Genomic DNA, 18,443 nt, shown 5'->3' with positions numbered 1-18,443 from the left:
TCGTGGTTAAATCTTTTAAATTGAATACTTTCACAGTCTCGTACCCTACGGTTCTTGCGATGGCGTAAAAACCGGCTTCTGGCTAGGGATATGGAAGGAATGCCGATAGATTATGAAAATAAAACATAATTATGCATAATTATTTGATTTTCAGCCCTTATCAGCTGAATTGCACGGTGCCGGCAACCTCGTTATATTGTTTCATCAATTTGTAACAAACAACCTGGAGGATAAACGCTTGCCTGAAATGATGACGGTGCATGAAGTCGCGGAGTATTTAAGAATCAAGGAGCGCAAGATTTACGATTTGGTTGCGCAAAAGCAGATACCGTGCACGCGGGTCATGGGAAAATGGCTGTTCCCCAGGCATTTGATCGATTTGTGGTTGATGCAGAACAGCGAATCGACCTTGAATGCGCATTATGTCCAACAGGTGCCGGAAGTCGTGGTCGGCAGCCATGATCCCTTGCTGGAATGGGCCTTGCGCGAAAGCCGCCATCCATTGGCCGTGCAGGCCACCGGCAGCCTGGAAGGCTTGAGCCGCTTTGGCCTGGGCGAAGCGATCCTGTGCGGCATGCATGTGCTGGATGTGGACAGCGGCCAATACAATGTGCCGCTGATCAAGTCGACGTTAAAGAGTCAGGATATCGTCGTGATCGAATGGGCATGGCGGCAGCAGGGATTGGTGGTCGCGCCGGGCAATCCGTTGGCTGTAGGTTCTCTGGCCGACCTGGCCGGCAAGAAGGCGCGGCTGATAGACCGCCAGGAAGGCGCCGGCAGCCGGGTGCTGCTGGATTATCTGCTGGCCGGCGGAAAGATTGATCGATCGGATCTTAACATTGTCAACAAGCTAGCCCGGACCGAGCTCGATGTCGGGCTTACCATTGCCGGCGGCAAGGCCGATGCAGGTATTGCCGTGGCTTCGGTCGCCAGGCAATTGCATCTGGACTTTATTCCGCTGGCGACCGAGCGTTTCGATCTGGTCATGCGTCGGCGAGATTATTTCGAGCCGCCGATCCAGGCGCTGTTTACGTTGAGCCGCTCCGCCGCTTTTATCGAGAAGGCCGAGGAATTGGGCGGTTACGATATCCAGGGTCTGGGCAACATCATTTTCAACAGGTGATGCATTCAAATTTATAGGGCATGAAGTCGCGTATAGCGAACGGTTTTCGCCCGTCTGGAATTTAACAAGTTATTAGGACCGAACCATGAGCCAAAGAAAATTATCGTTACAGGAGCAGCTGTTAAAATCGGGCCTGACGACCGACGCGAAGGCTAAACAGATTCGCTCGGATAAACGCAAACAGCAGCGGCAAAATAACGCCGAAGGCGACAATGAGGCCAGACGCCTGGCGCAGAAAGCCAGGGAAGAGCAGGCCGCCCGCGACCGCGAACTCAGCCAGCTGAAGAAAGAACAGGCGGAGCAAAAAGAGATCGCCGCCCAGATCAGGCAGCTGATCGACCAGAACCGACGGGAGCAGGCCGATGTCGACGACGGCATTGCTTACAAATTCAGCGACGACAACAAGGTCAAGACCGTGTATGTTTCGGAAGCCATGCGCGACCAGATCAGCAGCGGCCGCCTGGCGATCGTGAAATGCGAGCAGCGGTACGAGATCGTGCCGACCGATGTCGCGCTGAAAATAAAGGCGCGTGATGAGCGCTGCGTGCTGTTGCTGAATGATCAGCAACAGGCTGAAGAGAAAATCGATGACGCCTATGCGGCTTACCAGGTGCCTGATGATTTGATCTGGTAACGCGCGGTTTAAAAGGCATAGACCAACCGCCAGGTGCCGGACCAGTCGGGCCACGCAAAAAGCCGCTAATTAAAATCGGGTAAGACAAACTGTCGTTGGAAATTCAGCCGAAGCTGCTGCAGGACGTGGAGCGCGCTTATATCCGCCATGTACTGGAGGCAACCGGCGGCAATAAGATCCAGACCGCCAGACTGTTGGGCGTGGATCGCAGCACCCTGTACCGAAAGCTGGGGTAGCGGCGCAGGCTTATCCGCGGGGCCTGGGCTCAGAGCATCGCCAGGCGTTTCAGCAAGCGATGAAAATTGCCGCGATCCAGCCCAAGCGACCGCGCGGCGGCGGCCCTGTTGCCCTGGTGCCGGGCGATCTGCTGCCGGATAAGCTGGCGCTGGAACTCATCAACGGCGTCTTTGAAATCCAGGGGGATTGAAACAGTCGCCGCGGCATCCGATGCCGCGCCGTCCTGTACGGCGCCCGGCTCGGCCTGCGCATGCGGGGCTATGTCCAGATAGGCGGCGGAAATCGTGACGATGCCCGATTGGCGATTGCCCCGGGTCGAGGCCTTGAGGGCGGCGCGGCTCAGCAAATGCTCCAGTTCGCGGACGTTGCCGGGCCAGTGGTACTCCTGCAGGGCTTTTTTAGCGCCCGAGTCCAGGCGCAGCTTCTTAACGTCCAGGTGTTGCTGGTTTTTTTCCAGGAAGGCGCCGGCCAGCAATAAAACGTCTTTTTCCCTGTCCCGCAGGGGCGGAACATGCATGGGGTAAACGGCCAGGCGGTGGTAAAGATCGGAGCGGAACTGGCCGCTGGCGACTTCCTGCCGCAAGTTGCGGTTGGTCGCGGCGATGATCCGGACATCGACCTTGATCTGCCGATCGCTGCCGACGCGCTGTATGTCGCCGTTTTGCAGGGTGCGCAGCAGTTTCGCCTGGATTGAAAGCGGCAGTTCGCCGATCTCGTCGAGAAAAATCGTGCCGCCGTCGGCCAGCTCGAACTTGCCGGCCCGGTCGCTGACGGCGCCGGAAAACGCGCCCTTGCTGTGGCCGAACAGTTCACTCTCGGCAATGCTCTCGGGCAGCGCCGCGCAGTTGACGTACACCATGACCTGGTCGGCGCGCGCCGATTCGAGATGAATGCGCTGGGCCACCAGCTCCTTGCCCACTCCGGTCTCGCCCAGAATCAGCACCGCCAGTTCCGAGGGTGCGACGGTGGAGATTTCATTGCGCAAGGCCTGCATGCATTCGCTCTCGCCGATCAGGCCGTGATCGGCGTTTTTCTTGATCAGGGTCCGGGTGGCATAGCTGACCCGCTGCTCCAGGGACGAGATCAGGCCGGCGGCCTTGACCGATGCGGCGGTCAGGCTGATGAAGGCGCTGAATTGCAGCGGGTCGATGCCGTCGAACGTGCCCGCGCCCAGCGCATCCAAGGTCAGGACGCCCCAGGGTTCGCCGTCGATAAACAACGTTACCCCCATGCAGTCATGTACCAGCAGCCGGGCATCCTCCGCCTCGATCAGCCCGTCGTAGGGGTCGGGCAGATCGGAATCGGCGGCAAAGCGCACGGCTCGGTCGGATGCCAGAATGCGCGCCAGCCGCGGATGCTCGTCAATGGCGAAACGCCGTCCCAGCGTGTCTTCCGATAATCCGCTGACCGCCAGAGGCACCAGCTGGCGGCCTTCCAGTCTGAGCAATGCCGAGGCATCGCACGGAAAAGTCTGGCGCAAATGCTGCAGCAGGCGCCGGTAACGCTGCTCCGATGGCATGTGGGAGGAAAGGTCCGCGACTACTGAAATCAGCGAGGTAAAAAAGTTAGGGGTCGTCATAATGATAACCTGGTTGTTAAGTAGACAACTTTAACGCGATGTTAACAGGACAACTATACCTCGAAATGGGCTACAAAGTGTAAGGTTTTAAAGCGCTGGCGCAGCTTGGCATGGTCCGTGCAAAACCCGGTTCGAACCTTTTTCAAACAACCCAAGGAGAACGTCCGATGTTTTGTTACCAATGCGAACAGACCTACCGCTCTGAAACCGGAAGCGGCTGTGCTTCCACCAAAGGCATGTGCGGCAAGGATGCCACTACCTCCGACCTGCAGGATTTGCTGATTTACGGCGTCAAGGGCATCGCCCAGTACGCCAAGCGCGCCCGCGCCCTGAACGCGCCCGATAACGAAGCCGGCGGCTTCATGCTGTACGCGTTGTTCACGACGCTGACCAACGTCAATTTCAATGCTACCCGCTTCTCGGTTCTGTTGCAGCAGACCGCCTCGATCCGCGATCGGGTCAAGGCGCGCTATGAAGCGGCTGCGCTGGCGGCGGGCAAACTGCCTGAAAGCCTCGCCGGCCCCGCCGCCTGGCAGCCCGCGGCCGACACGGAGGGACTGCTCAAACAGGCCGCCGGCGTGGGCATCAATGCCGGGATCGAGCAGGTCGGCGCCGACATCATCGGCCTGCGTTCGCTGGTGCTTTATGGCCTGAAAGGCGTCTGCGCCTATGCGCACCATGCCCACGTGCTGGGCAAGGAAAGCGAGGACGTGTACGCCGGGGTCGAGGATGCCTTGGATTTCCTCAGCTCGGACCCTGACGACATGGACGCCTTGCTCAATCAATGTCTGGCCCTGGGCTTTCTTAACCTGTCCGTGATGGAATTGCTGGATGCGGCCAACACCGGCGCTTTCGGCGCGCAGCAGCCGACCGACGTGCGCGTGACCCCGGTCCCGGGCAAGGCCATTCTGGTGTCCGGCCACGACCTGGGCGATCTGGCGGCGCTGCTGGAGCAGACCCGGGATACCGGCATCAACATCTACACGCACGGCGAAATGCTGCCCGCGCATGCCTACCCCAAACTCAAGGCCTATCCGCATCTGGCGGGCAATTACGGCGGCGCCTGGCAGGACCAGCAGAAAGACTTCGCCAATTTCCCCGGCCCCATCCTGATGACGTCTAACTGCATCATCGAGCCGCAGCCCCAGTACCGCCAGCGCATCTTCACCGCCGGCCCGGTCGGCTGGCCCGGCGTGCGCCATATCAGCGACGGGAACTTCGCGCCCGTGATCCAGGCGGCCAGGGCGCTGCCCGGCTTCAAAGACGAAGCCGGGGCCGAGAAAACCATCACCATCGGTTTCGGCCGCGATGCCGTGCTGGGCGTCGCGGACCAGGTCATCGACGCGGTGAAGTCCGGCGCCATCCGCCATTTCTTCCTGATCGGAGGCTGCGACGGCGCGGCGCCCGGCCGCAACTACTACACCGAGTTCGCCGAAAAGGCACCCTCCGATACCGTCCTGCTGACGCTGGGTTGCAATAAATACCGGTTCAACCAGCACGACTTCGGCGACATAGGCGGCATCCCGCGCCTGCTCGACATGGGGCAGTGCAACGACAGCTATTCCGCCATCAAGGTGGCCGCCGCATTGGCCGATGCCTTCGGCTGCGAGGTGAACGACCTGCCATTGTCGCTGATCGTCTCCTGGTTCGAACAAAAGGCCGCCGCCGTGCTGTTGACCCTGCTGGCGCTGGGCATCCGCAACATTCGCCTCGGCCCCACCTTGCCGGCGTTCCTGACCCCGAACCTGGTGCAGGCGCTGGTGGACAAGTACGGGCTCCAGCCCATCACCACAGCCCAGGCCGATATCGACGCCGCGCTGGCGCCGAAAGCCGCCTGAATGCGCATGCGGGCCGGGGGCTTTGCGCTCCCGGCCTTATCAGCCTCACATGGAGCCTAACAAAATATGAGCACTCACACTATTGAACTCACGACCCGGGACGGAGAGCAGCTGCGTTTCGAATGCGGCGCCGAGCAGAGCCTGCTGGACGCGGCCGCCGGCGCGCACATCGTGCTGCCTTCCCAGTGCCGTCAGGGCAATTGCGGCGCCTGCTACGCCGACGCCACGCGCGGCGATTACATTCTGGGCGAGCACAATCCCGCCGCGCTGCCGGCCGGCGAGGCGGAAAAAGGCGGCATCCTGCTGTGCCGCACCTTTCCGCTCAGCGACCTGAGCGTCTCCCTGCCTTTCGACCATGACCGCATCCTGCTCGGCGACATCCGGCGCCGAAACGCGGCTATCGTCATCATCGATTCAGTCGGTGAAAACACCGTGCGCCTGGAACTCAGCCTGGAGCCTGACGAAGACGGCGGCAACGCGGCCGAATTCGAGCCCGGCCAGTTCGTGGAACTGGAAGTGCCGGAGCAGGGGATCAAGCGCGCCTACTCGCTTTCCAACACGGGCAATTGGGAGGGGCGGCTGGAATTTTTGATCCGCCTCCAGCCCGGCGGACTTTTTTCCACCTGGCTGCGGGAGCAGGCCCAGGCCGGCCAGACGTTGCTCGTGCACGGCCCTCAGGGCGCCTTCGGCCTGTGCGAAAACGGTCTCAGGCCGCGCTGGTTCGTGGCCGGCGGCACCGGGCTGGCGCCCATGCTGTCCATGCTCAGGCGTATGGCCGAGTTTCAGGAACCGCACCCGGCCCGGCTTTATTTCGGCGTCAACCGGACCGAGGAACTGTTCTGTCTGACGGAACTGGAAGCGCTGAAGGCCGAATTGCCCCAGCTCCAGGTGATTGTATGCGTGTGGAAGCCGGATCAGGACTGGCAAGGCTTTTGCGGCACGCCCGTCGATGCGCTGGCCCGGGATCTGGCCGACTTGCAGGTGCAGCCTGACATTTACCTGTGCGGGCCGCCGGCCCTGATCGACGCCGCCGAAGCGGCGGCCCGCTCTCAAGGCGTGCCGATCGAGCAGGTGTACAGCGAAAGGTTTCTGCCGGCTTAGGTATTGACAAGCCTGCCTGAAAGTACAGTAGATCCGTAGGGCGGGTTAGACGCGCAAACCGCTATATATCAGCCTTCACCGGCCTTTCCGCGCGTCGTAACCCGCCATCTGATCTGACGATACACACAGACAGATTGAGTAATGGCATTGTTTCCAATTCGGGTAACCTCGGCGGGAGCGATGCTTGCGTAGCAACTTAAAATCGCCGGACAAGTCGCGATGTAGGCATCGCTCCCACGGATACGACCTATATTTTGCCGAATCCTTAGGTGCGGATCACTTGCGCCCATGCCCATAGGTTTCGCGTTCGAGATCCGTAGGGCGGGTTAGACGCGCAAACCGCTATATATCAGCCTTCACCGATCTTTCCGCGCGTCGTAACCCGCCGTCTGATCTTAAGCGGTTAATCGGCTTCCGGCTTATTCAAGGTCCCGGTCGGGATCTCTACGTCGTTGCCGAGCAGGATTTTTGAGAAGAAGTCTCGCACCCTGTCAATCGCCTCATCCGGGAAGCCGCCATGGCGCGCCCCGGTGACGGAAATAAAATAGCTTGGCACGCCCGCCTGGGTCAGCGCTCTGTCCAGGCGGACGGCCTGGTTATAGGGAACGATGTTATCCGCCGTGCCGTGGAGCGTCAGTACTGGCGCATCGTTCGGGGTCACGTAGGTCATCGGCGAAGCCGCCCTGGCCGCATCAGCGTTGCCGGGCAGGGCGCGGCCTATCAGCCGGGCTTCGGGCGCCAGCGGGTCGGCGCGGTCGATGTCGCTGGGCTGGCCGATGAGCGCCGGAATGTCCGTCACGCCGAAGAAGTTCACCACGCCTGATACAGCGCTGGTCATATCCGTATGACGGCCGAGATCGCCTTCGAGCTCCGGCACGTCGCTGGAGACGCCGAGCATCAGCGCGAGATGGGCGCCGGCGCTGCGGCCCCAGACGGCGATCCGCCGGGAGTCCAGGCCATACTTATCGGCATTGGCCCGAATCCAGCGGATCGCCGCCTTGCTGTCGTGGATCTGCGCCGGCCAGATGGCTTCATTCGACAGCCGGTAGCCTGCCGAGACGCCGGCATACTCGCCGCTCCGGACGAACGGCATCAGATAGGCCGCGCCGCTGGCCTTGTCGCCGTAGCGCCAGCCTCCGCCGTGCAGGAACACGATTACCGGCAGTCTGTTGGATCCGGGCTTATTGGGCAGATACAGATCGAGTCGCTGACGCGGATTGTCGGTCGCGGCGTAAGGGATATCGAGCTGCGGGCGGACAGGTTCCCGGCGCAGCGCATCCAGCGGCATCACGCCCTGCTGCCGGGCGCTGCCGGGTTGGGAATATCCCGCCATGGCGCCGGTGAGCATGACGACGATTAGCATAGTGCGGTTCATGGATTTTCTCTCCGTCAGGAATTGACAAGATTACCCGGCGCTGGAGGTTTAACGCCTCCGGCACCGCCTTATCGGGCCGTTTTTTCCATTTTAACGGTCATGCCCTTGCTCTCCAAAACGACAAATCCTAAGCGTTCGTACAGCCTCTTGGCCGGATTGTCTTCAAAAGTCGTCAGGCGGATGCTGATCCCTGAATGCTCGGCGAGCAGGCGCTTCAGCAGCGCCGTGCCAATCCCCCGGCCCTGCCAGGCGGGCGATAGCTGGATATTGTCGATGTAGAGGGCAGTTGGTTCTTTCACTACGCTGAGGAAGCCCGCCGGTTTGCCGGCAATGATCACCATGGAAATATTCTCGGCCGCGAAGCCTTTGCGGAACTCGGCGGCAATCCAGCCGCCCCAGTGCCTGCGGAACAACTCGCCCATGTTCCTTTGGGTGAGGCGGTAACAGTAGCTGTAATCGGCATCCGTAGCGGGTCTGAGCCGGTAATCCATGGTTTACCGCCGGTGCCACTGTTCATGTGAAAGCCGATACAGACAGTGCTGGCGGAGCGGATTGCCGACGGGCACGGCGGGATGGTCGAACAGGATGGGCGCCTCATGCATGCCGATACGCTGCATCAGCGCCCGCGACCGGGAATTGTGAACGGCGGTGAATGACACGATTTCAGACAGGTTGAGGCACTTGAAGCCGATACGCAGCGTCTCGGTTGCCGCTTCCGTCGCAAGCCCCTTTCCCCAGTACGAACATGCCAGTCGCCAGCCGATTTCCACGCAGGGGGAAAACGGCAGCTCGGCGGCCGGGATATGTAAGCCCACGAAGCCGATGAATTGCCCCGCCGGCTTCATTGCAACGGCCCAGAATCCCCAGCCCCGCTCGGCAATCAGGGACTCGCAGCGATCCGCCATGGCATCGCTTGCAGCGCGATCGAGTAGGCAGGGAAAGAACGCCATTACTGTAGGGTCCGCATTAAGCGCGGCGAAAGGTTCGCGGTCGCCTGGCAGCCACTGCCGCAAACGGAGCCGTTTGGTCTCGAATTCGATCAGATAGGACATTTTCTTATGTTGGGCCGTAATGTTTATATTAACCGGTTTGCGTTGCTTTATTGCACTTTAGAACAGCGAAATCCCGGTTTGTCCCTGATGGTTTTCGATATTCAAAAAAGGCGGGTTACGACGCGCGGAAAGACTGGTGCAGGCTGATAATGCAGCGGCTTGCGCGTCTAACCCGCCCTACGGCATTCGGTAGCCATGCGGTTAAATGTTTTTTAATCCTTCATTTTTGATCTCGAAGTCATCTGTTCCATACACGGGGTCCGCATTATCGAAATAACGTTCCGGCGTTCCTGTCGTGGACGGTTGTTCCGGCTTCTCGACTTGAGGTTGTTCCTCGGATGGTGTTTTTTCAGGTTCTTCGTTGCTCACAAATGCACCTCATGTAGTTTTCAATATTACTGGTCAATACGCTGCAAATACTATTTTGAGTTTCACTGATAATAAAAAGCCCTATACAGATTAATGCGAATACGAATGAGCTGATTAACAGCCAGGAAGTGATTCTGAAGAGCTTTCCCCGGGCCGTATTAGTTTTAATATTGATAATATTCGCCGCTTCGGTTTTGGTTATTAAATCCGATAAAAAATTACAGTAGGCATTGGCTTCTTTTTTTTCCAGCCTGCGATGAGCCGATAATGAAAAGTCGACCCAATTATTCTGGTATACGGATTTGTAGCCTTTTCTGGCCGGCATGGCGTATAAGCAAATGCCAAAAGCGAGGATAACCGAAATATAACTTATTATAAATACAACGCCGGTTACGCTGATAAGGTCGACCTTTTGATAATACAGGGAGTAAAGCGTGGACAAGGCGCCGATAAGCGCGGCCGCAACCCATAAGTTATTACGGCCGACAACGACTTGATGTCTGTTGATATCCACATAGTGTATCCAGTATTCCTTCTGCGTCTGCTCCAGAATCTTTTCCAATGATTTTTCATAAGAAGAATAGTCAAATTTTTCAGCATCACTTTTTTCAATTTCCACGCTATATGACTTGTTATTGACTGTAACCTTATATTTATCCATCACTATTTACCTGATAGTGTTGATTGGTTTTTGGTCAGCATAACTGATGTTACGCGGACAATCGACTCAGGCACCTGTAGAGGCGGGTGCGACTGAAAAATAATATCCGACCTTTCAGGTTAAGGCCGTTTCCGTGGCAGCGATGCCGTTATGCCCTTTAGGGTACTCATCGCGATTCAGGCGGCGCGGCCATTTAAATGCCGGCGAAACCGGCTCAATCCTCATGTCTTCTGCTGCCGGCCCAGCAAACGCAGGCTGTCCAACACCTGTTGCAGAACGGGGGAATCGCTATCGCGCGGGAAAACCATGTAGGTCGGCAATCTGAACCGTGGACTGCCGGGCACGTGAAACAGTTTTCCGGCCTGGATCAAGGGCTCGGCCATGCGCATGGGCAGAAAACATGAGCCGCCGTTGCTGATGATCAGCTGCACGCCCAGCCAGCCGATATTCACCACCTGCGCGGGGCTTTCCAGGTCGGGATAATGGCTGTTGTGCAGCGCGTAAAAGGCCGGTCCCCAGTCCACGTAAATATAGTCGTCATTCGGCCAGGGCTTGTCGGGGTCGGTGGTCAGCAGCGCCAGCGTTTCATCGAACAGGTGCTCGATCTGAAGGCCGGGGCTGTGGTGCGGCGTGTACATGATGGCGACATCCATCCGGCCTTCGATCATCGCCCGCATCAAGTCTTCTTCAAAACCGATCTGGCTGCGGATGGATATGTCCGGCGCCTGCCGGCGCATGTCCCCGACCCAGCGGGGCAGCAGTTCTTCCCATAAGGCGATCCGGGTGCCCACGGTAATGCTGGCGCGAAAGCGGCTGGGCAGCCCGATGTCGTGCCGGGCCTGCTCCAGCGTCAGCAGCAGGGACTTGGCATGACGCAAAAAGCGCTGCCCCGGCAGCGTTAGCGCGGCGCCGGAGCGATTGCGCACGAACAGGGTGACGCCGAGATAAGATTCCAGCCGCTGTATGCGCGTGCTCACGGTCGATTGGGTAACGTACAGCCGGTTGGCCGCTTCCAGAAAGCTGCCATTGGCGACGACGCTTAAAAAGGTTCTGATCTGTTCTATGTCCATCCGCTTAATATCGGATATATCGATATTAATGTCCAATAAAAATCGTTTGTCTTATATAAAGAGAAGTTTTTATAGTAACCGCATGAACACGAACCGATCGTCCGCCTCCCCGTTTTCAGCGCCAGTGGGCCTGGAAACCAAATGCACAGCCCCGTTGAAAAAAGGGCTGCCGGCAGTCGGTGGGGTTCGCGTCAATGCGGCCGGACGCCCGCCGAGCCCTCGAGCGCGGCGGACGTCCGGCCGGCGCATTCCCTCAACAACCGGCAGGTTAAGCCCATGACCCTCATCTACGCTAAACGTCTGCGCGGCTGGCGCTTCATTCTGTTCAATGTTGTGCTCAGCTTGGGGCATATGATCGTGCTGTTCAATGTCGGCGCCTATATCGCGTTGCTGCCGCATGTCGCCGGTGATCTGGGCGGGGTGTTGCCGAGCTTTGCCACCTGGGGCCAGACCTATTTCATCATTGCCCTGGCGCTGGCCTTTCCCGGCGCGCGATGGCTGTCGGGCCGGTACGGCGATTATCGCCTGTTCAGCACGGCATTTGTCGTGTATGCCCTGGCTTCTTATCTGTGCGCCATCAGCCAGAGCTTATGGCTGTTCGTGCCGGCGCGCATCCTGCTCGGCTTTTCGGGAGGGATTACGCTTTATCTCGGGCAGTCCCTGATGTTGAAGGAGTACCCCGAGCATTTGAAAATGCTGGGTCTGGGCGTATGGGGCCTGGTCACGCTGATGCCTTTTACCATCAGCTTTCCGATAGGCGGCCTGATCGCCGACGAACTGAGCTGGCGCGCGCTGTTCTATCTGAATGCCGCCTGCGCCGTGGCTATCGCCGGCATCAGTGCTTCCCTGCTGGCCGGCCGGGGATTCGAGCGCAACGTCGCCCGTTTCGATGATATCGGTTTTGTACTCATGGCCTTGATTCTTGGCAGCCTGCAGACCATTCTGAATCAGGGCAACGATTTCGACTGGCTGGAATCGCCCTTCTTGTGCAGCATGCTGCTGGTGCTGGCCGTGTCCTTGCCCTGCTTTATCATCTGGGAGTCCGAGGAAACCCATCCGGTCTTCAACCTGCGGCTTTTCGCGCATCGCAATTTCACCATAGGCGTGATCTGCCTGGCCGTGGGTTTTCTGTTGATCCAGGGCTTGCTGTCGGTGTTCATCGTCCAGCTTCAGGTATTGCTGGGCTATTCTTCCTTTCTGGCCGGCATGGTTTACCTGCCGATGATCCTGCTCGCGGTGCCGGTGACCGTGGCGATGCATAAACTGCCCCGGCGACTGGACGCTCGCCTGCCGGCCTGTATCAACCTGCTGGGCTTTTCCTTTACCTTTTACTGGCTGGGCCTGTTCGACGATCCCGGCTCGTTCGATCAGATTTTCTGGCCCATGCTGCTGCTCGGCTTTTTTCTGGGCTCGTTTTTTACCCCGCTGACCAAGCTGACTCTGCACGGCCTGCGGGGCGGCCAGGAACTGCGCGCGGCCGAAGAGGCGGGGTTTCTGCGGATTGTCGCCGGGGCCATCGGCATCACTTTACAGGGCGTCGTGCTGTTTCGGCGCATCCCCTTTCATCAGCTGCATTTTGCCGAGCACTTCGGCGGGCGGCGCTTCGCCGCCATCGATGTGCTGCAGGGGTTTGCCTCGAAATTGCAGGCTTCCGGCCTGGATGCCGCCATGGTCAAGGCCCGGCTCCTGGTCGTGATCAGGCAGCAGGCCACCCTGCTGGCGTTAAACGACGCCTTTCTGCTGGCGAGTTACCTGTTTCTGGGACTGGCCGGACTGGTATGGCTGGCCCATCCCACCTGTCAGCCGCTGCATCCGACCCTGCTGCAAGAGCTGGGAGATCTTCGGGCGGAAGAACTCATGGAGGAGCCATGAGCGGCCGATTGATGAGCAGGGGACTGTTGGGGATCCATACCGGGCTGATGCTTTTGGCAACCGGTTGCGCCTGGATTCCTCAAGGCGACAGGCCGGCCGAGTTCTTGAAGACGCCGTCGTTGGAGCACGCGCTGTCGCAGGCGGCGGACGACGAACTCCCCGTGCCTGCCGTCCGCTGGCCGCAAGCGCGCTGGTGGGAGCAATTCGGCAGCCCGGAACTCGACAATCTGATGACTATCGCCTTGAAAGAGAATATTGGCCTCAAGTTGGCGGCCGCGCGCTTGCGCCAGGCGCATGCCATGGTACGCGTGGAGGGCGCCAGGCTGCTGCCGTTCCTGGATGCCGAGGCGGAGTTCGCGAACGAGCGCATTTCAGAGAATGGCGTTTTCGCCGCGCTCAACCATGAAGAAGCGGCGGGCGCGAATATCGTGTTCGGCAAGATTACGCCCTTGAGTTTCCGCTACGAGTTCGATTTCTGGGGAAAAAACCGCGCCGCGCTGGAAGCGGCGCTGGGCGAGGAAGCGGCCGAGGAAGCGGAGCATGCCGAAATCCTGCTGCAACTGACTGCCTCGATTGCTCGTGCCTATATGCATGGGCTGGCGCTGCGGCGCCAGCTCGATCTGGTGCATGCCATGATCGGGTTGCGGCGCGACCTGCTCGAGATGGATGAAACCCGGTGGCGGCTGGGCCTGGATGCCGCCGATCCGGTGCAGCAATCGACTATTGAACTGGAGCGGCTGAACAAGCGCGAAGCTGGCATCCGGGATTTGCTGGATCTGCAGCGGAACCTGCTGGCCCGGTTGATCGGCGGCGGGCCCGACGCGACGCGGCACTTGTTCGACGATGCGAGGATCAGCCGGGAAGGGCCGCGCTTGCCGAAGCAGCTGCCGCTGGAACTGCTCAGCCAGCGTCCCGATCTTGCCGCTGCGCTGCACCGGGCCGAGGCGGCCGCGCAACGGGTCAAGGTCAGCAAGGCCAGTTTTCTGCCCACCATCGATCTGACCGCCTTCGTCGGCGTCAATGCCCTCAGGCTGACGAAGGGGGCGAGTTCCCTGGCCAATCTGCTGTTCTCCGGCTCCAGTTTTTCCTACGGCGTCGCGCCGGGACTGCGGCTGCCCTGGTTCGAGGGCGGGCGCCTGCGCGGGGAGTTATCGGCGCAGCGGGCGGAATACGATGGCGCCGTGGAACTTTACAATGACACCTTGCTGCATGCCGTGCAAGAGGTGGCCGACAGCCTGAGCAGCTGGCGGGAGGCGCGCGCCAGACTCGACGCGCAAGGCCGCCTGCTGTCCGCGCAGCATGAAAAACTGGAGCTCGTACAGGAGCGTTTCCGCAGCGGCCTGGATGACCGCCGGGCGTTGCTGGCGCGCGAGACGGCCGTGCTGGATCAGCAATATGTCCTGAAGGCGCTGGAAGCCGACCAGCGGGTCGCCATGGTGGATTTGGTGGAAGCGCTGGGCGGCGGGTACGCGAACGATTTCAAGATTAACCCGCGGTCGCCGGAGCGGGAGTGGGTTTGGTGGTTGCCATGGCGGCTCTGAGGACGGCCCGGGGGCGGAGATGGCGACGGGCCTCGCGCTATCCAAGCCAGGCCAGGGCGCAAGCGGAAAAACTTATATATTTGTTTTATAAAATAAAATTTGGTGTTGCCGATATAAAAACCTATGAGAACTCATCCCAAGATCATTCGAACCCGACGCAACCGCTATCTATTGTCGGTTGCGCTAGTGCTGGCTGTAGGCGCTTTGGCTTATGCCGGCTATTGGTGGCATTACTGTCGCTTCTGGGTAATAAGCCGTAATGCCTTCGTTACCGGCAATCTTATTCCGGTGGAGGCGGATGCAACGGGCATCGTCACGCAGGTATTGGTCGAGGAGAGCCAGTACGTGAACAAGGGCGATTTACTGGTTCGTCTGGATGAGCACCGGGCTCGGACCGCTTTAAGCCGGAGCCGGGGCGAGTTGGGCCAGACCGTGCGCGAAATCGGCGCCGTTTTTGCCACGCGCCGGCAGATGTGCCAGAAACTGATAGCCCGTACGGCCCGCCTGGCCCGGGTGCGTCACGATGTGGCGCGCTTGCGTCAGGCGCTGCCCAATGGCTCGGTATCCGAGCAGGCTCTGCAAAATGCCGAGGATCAGATGGCGGCGCTCGAAGCCGATATGCGGGAGGCCGAGGCGGAGCTCGAATCCGTGGACGCTAAAGTGGGCGGCACCAGCCGAACGCTGCATCCGGATGTGGAAGCGGCCAAGCACAGATTCATCGCCGCCTATCTTGAATACGCGCGGCAGCATATCCATGCGCCCGTTTCAGGCTATGTGTCCATGCGCAAGGTACAGGTAGGGAACCGGGTTCAGCCCGGCGATCAGCTGATGACGCTCGTGCCCCTGGAGCATCTGTGGGTAGAGGCGAACCTGCGGGAGACCGAGATGGCGCGGGTACGGCCCGGCCAATTGGCGGAGATTACCGTCGACCTCTACGGCGAGAGCCGCATCTATCATGGCACGGTGGAAGGCTTGGTGCCGGGCACGGGCAGCGTCTTTGCCTTGCTGCCGCCGGAAAACGCGTCCGGAAATTTCATTCATATCGTGGAACGTGTTCCCGTGCGTATCGGACTGCGGCAAGAGGAAGTGCTGAACAACCCCATCCGTCCGGGACTTTCCACCAGGACCGCAATATACGTCAAGGACTCGGATCAGTCCCAGGGCGTGTCACTGGCAGGCGTCTCCACGCAGGAGTATGAGACAGACATCTTTATTGATGAACTTGCCGATGCGGAAGCCGAGGCCCGGAAAATCATCAGGGCGAATTTGATTCAGGAAAACGATGCGTTGGCGCCGGAGTGCCGGCCTCTTCATGCAGCCGCCGCTGACAATGCCGGCATTTACCGATGAGGTTGTGCCGGTCGGCGCCCGTGCCCGCTCTGAAGCGGTCGGGCGCGGGCCAACGAAGCGATTATTCGGAGGTTTATCATGATCTTATCCCATCATCAAAAAACCGTTTTCAGCGTCATTCTGACCATCATTATCACCGTCATCGCAATGTACGACACGGTGTTCCATCTGTTGCTTGAACTGATGCACGTTTCGTTCGAGCTGGTTGAACAGTCGCTGGACCTGTTGGTCGAGCATATTTTTCACACTGACCGCCGCGAGACGCAGATCATCGTCTTCTACATCATGGCGGCGATCGCCTGTTATGGCGTGTACAGGCTGTTGCGGGTCATACCGCGTTGTTGCCGCAAATGCAGGGAGTGCCTTGCAATCGGCTGGCTGCGGCTGAAGCTGGATAGTCTGGCGTACTGGCAGGCTTTATCGCCCGCGGGAAAAGCCAAATGGTGGCTGGGCGGGATAACGGGCGTGAGCGGCATGATCCTTTGGCTTTTTATGTGACGGCGGGCATAAACGTCCGAACGGCTTGACCTTATCGCGCCGAATGCACGTAGCAAACCTCTTGCCCGCTCAGGTCGGCGGCCGCTGGTCGCCCGGCAGGACCGACAGGTCGGGCTTGAAGCCGAAACGGGCCGCATCGGCCAGCGAGTATTTGTCCAGCACCGCCATGAATGCGCGCTGCGCCTCGTACAGCATGCCTTTCAGGAAGCAGTCGCGGGTCAGGCGGCACTGATTGGACGGCACATCGAAGCACTCCACCAGGTTCATGTTGACTTCGGTCAGCCGTATCACTTCGCCGACGCCTATGGTATACGCGGGCCGGGCCAGCTGGATGCCGCCGCCCTTGCCCCGGGTGGTCATGATGAGCCCCTGGTTGGCCAGGCTGTTCGCCACCTTGACCAGATGGTTGCGGGAAACCTGGTAGTACTCGGCAATCTCTGAAATGGTCGCCATGCCCGGTTCCGGCAAACGGGCGAGATAGATCAGCAGGCGCAGTGAATAATCAGTGAATTGCGTAAGCTGCATGGGTGATACTCCTTAAAAATCAGCCCGCGATTCAGGCAGGGCTTAAAAAAATGAAAGATAGGACTTGACGATTTTACTACTCGGCCATAAGATGCATGTCAAATACATCTTATGGTCGCGCCTTATATATGCCCCTCGTGAGGTTAGGCTTTTAAGATGTATTTTAAACACCTTTTTAAATTGAGTTGGAGAAAAATATGTCGCAACAAGCATCCTTGTACGAGCAATTAGGTGGGGAGGCTGCCGTCAATGCCGCCGTGGATATTTTTTACCGTAAGGTATTGAGCGATGGCCGCATCAGCGCCTTCTTCGAGGACGTGGACATGGAAAAACAGGCCGCGAAGCAAAAGGCCTTCCTGACCATGGCTTTCGGCGGCCCGCATAACTACAGCGGCCTCGATATGCGCACCGGCCATGCCCATCTGGTCGAGCGCGGCCTGAATGATTCACATGTCGATGCGGTGATCGAAAATCTTGCGGCGACGCTGCGCGAGCTGGGCGTGGACGACGCCTTGATCAATCAGGTTGCCGCCATCGCCGAAAGTACGCGAGACGACGTGCTGGGCCGATAATCCTTGATCCTAGAAACAGGTACGCCGCCATGGTGACTATTCATTACGCAAAAGACAACTTTGAACTGGGCGAAGATCAATCCGTTCTGGATTGCCTGACCGATCGCGGTGTGCCCGTTCCTTTTTCCTGCCGCAGCGGAGCCTGCCAGACCTGCCTGATGCGTGCCACCGGCGGCAAGCCGCCAGAGGCCTCGCAGCAGGGCTTGAAGGATAGCCTGAAGCTGCAGAACTATTTTCTGGCCTGCGTTTGCCATCCCACCGAGGATCTTGAAGTCGCGCTGCCGGATGACGATGATATCCAGGCGGCGATTCCCGCTACGGTCAAAAGCCTGACATTGCTGAATCCGGAAATCATGCATGTGGCGCTCGAATGTCATGCGCCCATCGAATACCGGGCCGGGCAATTCATCAATCTGTTTCAAGACCCGACACTGGGCCGCAGCTACTCGCTCGCCAGCGTGCCCTATGAGGATGACCATCTGCACCTGCATGTCCGCCGCCTGCCGCAAGGCCGGGTCAGCGGCTGGATCCACGAGGAATTGCGCCCCGGCCAGACGGTCGAGGTTCGCGGCCCCGCCGGCGATTGTTTTTACACGTCCGGCAATAACGAGCAGGGCCTGGTCCTGATCGGCACGGGCTCCGGACTCGCGCCGCTCTACGGCATCGTCCGCGACGCCCTGGGCCAGGGCCATACCGGCCCTATCCATTTGTTTCACGGCAGTCGCGACCTGGACGGCCTGTATCTGACCGGGGAACTGCACGATCTGGTCAGGCAATATACGAATTTCAATTACGTGCCCTGCCTGTCCGGCGGCGATGTGCCGCACGGCTTTGCCTCGGGACGCGCCCATGACGTGGCCTTTCAGCAAATCCCCGACCTCAAGAACTGGCGCCTGTTTCTGTGCGGGCATCCGGAAATGGTCAAGGCCGCCAGAATGAAAGCTTTTCTGGCGGGCGCCTCCATGAAGGATATCTATGCCGACGCCTTCAATGTCAGCCAGTCTTCCTGATGATGCCGGGGTAAAATTCCCGCGCTTGGGCTGCGG

Annotated in this window: 19 protein-coding genes; 11 read left to right on the top strand and 8 right to left on the bottom strand. The window is 59.3% G+C overall.

Going from position 1 to position 18,443, the window contains the following annotated elements; all coding sequences use genetic code 11:
* The first annotated feature begins 247 nt into the window (after positions 1–247).
* From METMA_RS0108435 to METMA_RS26340, 3 genes are all read left to right on the top strand, one after another.
* On the top strand, positions 248–1,123 hold the full coding sequence (locus METMA_RS0108435) for a helix-turn-helix transcriptional regulator (protein ID WP_036247652.1): 876 nt from the start codon (positions 248–250) through the stop codon (positions 1,121–1,123).
* An 85-nt stretch (positions 1,124–1,208) separates the two neighbouring features.
* Entirely contained in the window at positions 1,209–1,757 is a 549-nt protein-coding gene (locus METMA_RS0108430; RefSeq protein WP_020158642.1) for a DUF2058 domain-containing protein, read from the top strand.
* Between the two features lie 95 nt (positions 1,758–1,852).
* Complete coding sequence (locus METMA_RS26340; protein WP_020158641.1) at positions 1,853–1,993, top strand: helix-turn-helix domain-containing protein; 141 nt, start codon at positions 1,853–1,855, stop codon at positions 1,991–1,993.
* Positions 1,994–2,022: 29 nt separating this feature from the next.
* Here the strand turns inward: METMA_RS26340 and norR are convergent, their stop codons facing one another.
* Complete coding sequence (gene norR / locus METMA_RS0108420) at positions 2,023–3,573, bottom strand: nitric oxide reductase transcriptional regulator NorR (protein WP_020158640.1); 1,551 nt, start codon at positions 3,571–3,573, stop codon at positions 2,023–2,025.
* Between the two features lie 167 nt (positions 3,574–3,740).
* On the opposite strand from norR, the gene hcp reads away from it, so the two are divergent.
* Together hcp and mmoC are read left to right on the top strand one after the other, a co-directional pair.
* Positions 3,741–5,411, top strand: coding sequence for a hydroxylamine reductase (gene hcp / locus METMA_RS0108415; protein WP_020158639.1), 1,671 nt, complete (start codon positions 3,741–3,743; stop codon positions 5,409–5,411).
* Between the two features lie 66 nt (positions 5,412–5,477).
* On the top strand, positions 5,478–6,512 hold the full coding sequence (mmoC, locus tag METMA_RS0108410; protein WP_020158638.1) for an aromatic/alkene monooxygenase hydroxylase FAD-binding subunit MmoC: 1,035 nt from the start codon (positions 5,478–5,480) through the stop codon (positions 6,510–6,512).
* Between the two features lie 403 nt (positions 6,513–6,915).
* Here mmoC and METMA_RS24290 read toward each other — a convergent pair whose 3' ends face one another.
* The 6 genes from METMA_RS24290 to METMA_RS0108375 all read right to left on the bottom strand — a co-directional run bounded on the left by METMA_RS24290 (position 6,916) and on the right by METMA_RS0108375 (position 11,039).
* Positions 6,916–7,887, bottom strand: coding sequence for an alpha/beta hydrolase (locus METMA_RS24290; protein WP_020158637.1), 972 nt, complete (start codon positions 7,885–7,887; stop codon positions 6,916–6,918).
* Positions 7,888–7,955: 68 nt separating this feature from the next.
* A complete protein-coding gene (locus METMA_RS0108400; RefSeq protein ID WP_020158636.1) occupies positions 7,956–8,378 on the bottom strand; it encodes a GNAT family N-acetyltransferase in 423 nt (140 codons plus the stop codon).
* A gap of 3 nt (positions 8,379–8,381) precedes the next feature.
* Positions 8,382–8,939 (bottom strand): GNAT family N-acetyltransferase, encoded by a 558-nt coding sequence (locus METMA_RS0108395; RefSeq protein ID WP_020158635.1) that lies wholly within the window; start codon positions 8,937–8,939, stop codon positions 8,382–8,384.
* A gap of 201 nt (positions 8,940–9,140) precedes the next feature.
* Positions 9,141–9,308 carry a hypothetical protein gene (locus METMA_RS26940; protein ID WP_020158634.1) on the bottom strand — a complete coding sequence of 56 codons (168 nt, stop codon included), beginning with the start codon at positions 9,306–9,308 and terminating at the stop codon, positions 9,141–9,143.
* The gene (locus METMA_RS0108385) at positions 9,289–9,969 is read right to left on the bottom strand and encodes a hypothetical protein (RefSeq protein WP_020158633.1); all 681 of its coding nucleotides are present in this window, start codon (positions 9,967–9,969) and stop codon (positions 9,289–9,291) included. The genes METMA_RS26940 and METMA_RS0108385 overlap by 20 nt, the downstream gene beginning before the upstream one ends.
* 221 nt (positions 9,970–10,190) lie before the next feature.
* Positions 10,191–11,039 (bottom strand): LysR family transcriptional regulator, encoded by an 849-nt coding sequence (locus METMA_RS0108375; RefSeq protein WP_027147150.1) that lies wholly within the window; start codon positions 11,037–11,039, stop codon positions 10,191–10,193.
* A gap of 276 nt (positions 11,040–11,315) precedes the next feature.
* Between METMA_RS0108375 and METMA_RS0108370 the strand changes: the two genes are divergently transcribed.
* The 4 genes from METMA_RS0108370 to METMA_RS24285 all read left to right on the top strand — a co-directional run bounded on the left by METMA_RS0108370 (position 11,316) and on the right by METMA_RS24285 (position 16,300).
* On the top strand, positions 11,316–12,911 hold the full coding sequence (locus METMA_RS0108370) for an MFS transporter (RefSeq protein ID WP_027147149.1): 1,596 nt from the start codon (positions 11,316–11,318) through the stop codon (positions 12,909–12,911).
* Complete coding sequence (locus METMA_RS0108365; protein ID WP_020158629.1) at positions 12,908–14,452, top strand: efflux transporter outer membrane subunit; 1,545 nt, start codon at positions 12,908–12,910, stop codon at positions 14,450–14,452. Before METMA_RS0108370 ends, METMA_RS0108365 begins: the two co-directional genes overlap by 4 nt.
* A 123-nt stretch (positions 14,453–14,575) precedes the next feature.
* Complete coding sequence (locus tag METMA_RS0108360) at positions 14,576–15,802, top strand: HlyD family secretion protein (protein WP_027147148.1); 1,227 nt, start codon at positions 14,576–14,578, stop codon at positions 15,800–15,802.
* A gap of 78 nt (positions 15,803–15,880) precedes the next feature.
* Entirely contained in the window at positions 15,881–16,300 is a 420-nt protein-coding gene (locus tag METMA_RS24285) for a hypothetical protein (RefSeq protein WP_020158627.1), read from the top strand.
* A 69-nt stretch (positions 16,301–16,369) separates the two neighbouring features.
* On the opposite strand, the gene METMA_RS0108350 is transcribed toward METMA_RS24285, so the two are convergent.
* Entirely contained in the window at positions 16,370–16,825 is a 456-nt protein-coding gene (locus tag METMA_RS0108350) for an Rrf2 family transcriptional regulator (protein ID WP_020158626.1), read from the bottom strand.
* 197 nt (positions 16,826–17,022) lie between these two features.
* On the opposite strand from METMA_RS0108350, the gene METMA_RS0108345 reads away from it, so the two are divergent.
* Both METMA_RS0108345 and METMA_RS0108340 read left to right on the top strand, forming a co-directional pair.
* Positions 17,023–17,397: a group I truncated hemoglobin gene (locus tag METMA_RS0108345; RefSeq protein ID WP_020158625.1), complete on the top strand. Its 375-nt coding sequence runs from the start codon at positions 17,023–17,025 to the stop codon at positions 17,395–17,397.
* A gap of 29 nt (positions 17,398–17,426) precedes the next feature.
* On the top strand, positions 17,427–18,407 hold the full coding sequence (locus tag METMA_RS0108340; RefSeq protein WP_020158624.1) for a 2Fe-2S iron-sulfur cluster-binding protein: 981 nt from the start codon (positions 17,427–17,429) through the stop codon (positions 18,405–18,407).
* The last annotated feature ends 36 nt before the right edge of the window (positions 18,408–18,443 follow it).

The sequence above is a fragment of the Methylobacter marinus A45 genome (genome assembly GCF_000383855.1).
Lineage (GTDB): Bacteria > Pseudomonadota > Gammaproteobacteria > Methylococcales > Methylomonadaceae > Methylobacter > Methylobacter marinus.
This window is presented reverse-complemented; position numbering and strand designations above follow the sequence as displayed.

Excerpts from the sequence above, each read along its gene's own strand:
- METMA_RS0108435 (WP_036247652.1), top strand. The coding sequence starts at position 248 with ATGATGACGGTGCATGAAGTCGCGGAGTATTTAAGAATCAAGGAGCGC.
- METMA_RS0108430 (WP_020158642.1), top strand. The coding sequence starts at position 1,209 with ATGAGCCAAAGAAAATTATCGTTACAGGAGCAGCTGTTAAAATCGGGC.
- norR (WP_020158640.1), bottom strand. The coding sequence starts at position 3,573 with ATGACGACCCCTAACTTTTTTACCTCGCTGATTTCAGTAGTCGCGGAC.
- hcp (WP_020158639.1), top strand. The coding sequence starts at position 3,741 with ATGTTTTGTTACCAATGCGAACAGACCTACCGCTCTGAAACCGGAAGC.
- mmoC (WP_020158638.1), top strand. The coding sequence starts at position 5,478 with ATGAGCACTCACACTATTGAACTCACGACCCGGGACGGAGAGCAGCTG.
- METMA_RS24290 (WP_020158637.1), bottom strand. The coding sequence starts at position 7,887 with ATGAACCGCACTATGCTAATCGTCGTCATGCTCACCGGCGCCATGGCG.
- METMA_RS0108400 (WP_020158636.1), bottom strand. The coding sequence starts at position 8,378 with ATGGATTACCGGCTCAGACCCGCTACGGATGCCGATTACAGCTACTGT.
- METMA_RS0108395 (WP_020158635.1), bottom strand. The coding sequence starts at position 8,939 with ATGTCCTATCTGATCGAATTCGAGACCAAACGGCTCCGTTTGCGGCAG.
- METMA_RS0108385 (WP_020158633.1), bottom strand. The coding sequence starts at position 9,969 with ATGGATAAATATAAGGTTACAGTCAATAACAAGTCATATAGCGTGGAA.
- METMA_RS0108375 (WP_027147150.1), bottom strand. The coding sequence starts at position 11,039 with ATGGACATAGAACAGATCAGAACCTTTTTAAGCGTCGTCGCCAATGGC.
- METMA_RS0108370 (WP_027147149.1), top strand. The coding sequence starts at position 11,316 with ATGACCCTCATCTACGCTAAACGTCTGCGCGGCTGGCGCTTCATTCTG.
- METMA_RS0108365 (WP_020158629.1), top strand. The coding sequence starts at position 12,908 with ATGAGCGGCCGATTGATGAGCAGGGGACTGTTGGGGATCCATACCGGG.
- METMA_RS0108360 (WP_027147148.1), top strand. The coding sequence starts at position 14,576 with ATGAGAACTCATCCCAAGATCATTCGAACCCGACGCAACCGCTATCTA.
- METMA_RS24285 (WP_020158627.1), top strand. The coding sequence starts at position 15,881 with ATGATCTTATCCCATCATCAAAAAACCGTTTTCAGCGTCATTCTGACC.
- METMA_RS0108350 (WP_020158626.1), bottom strand. The coding sequence starts at position 16,825 with ATGCAGCTTACGCAATTCACTGATTATTCACTGCGCCTGCTGATCTAT.
- METMA_RS0108345 (WP_020158625.1), top strand. The coding sequence starts at position 17,023 with ATGTCGCAACAAGCATCCTTGTACGAGCAATTAGGTGGGGAGGCTGCC.
- METMA_RS0108340 (WP_020158624.1), top strand. The coding sequence starts at position 17,427 with ATGGTGACTATTCATTACGCAAAAGACAACTTTGAACTGGGCGAAGAT.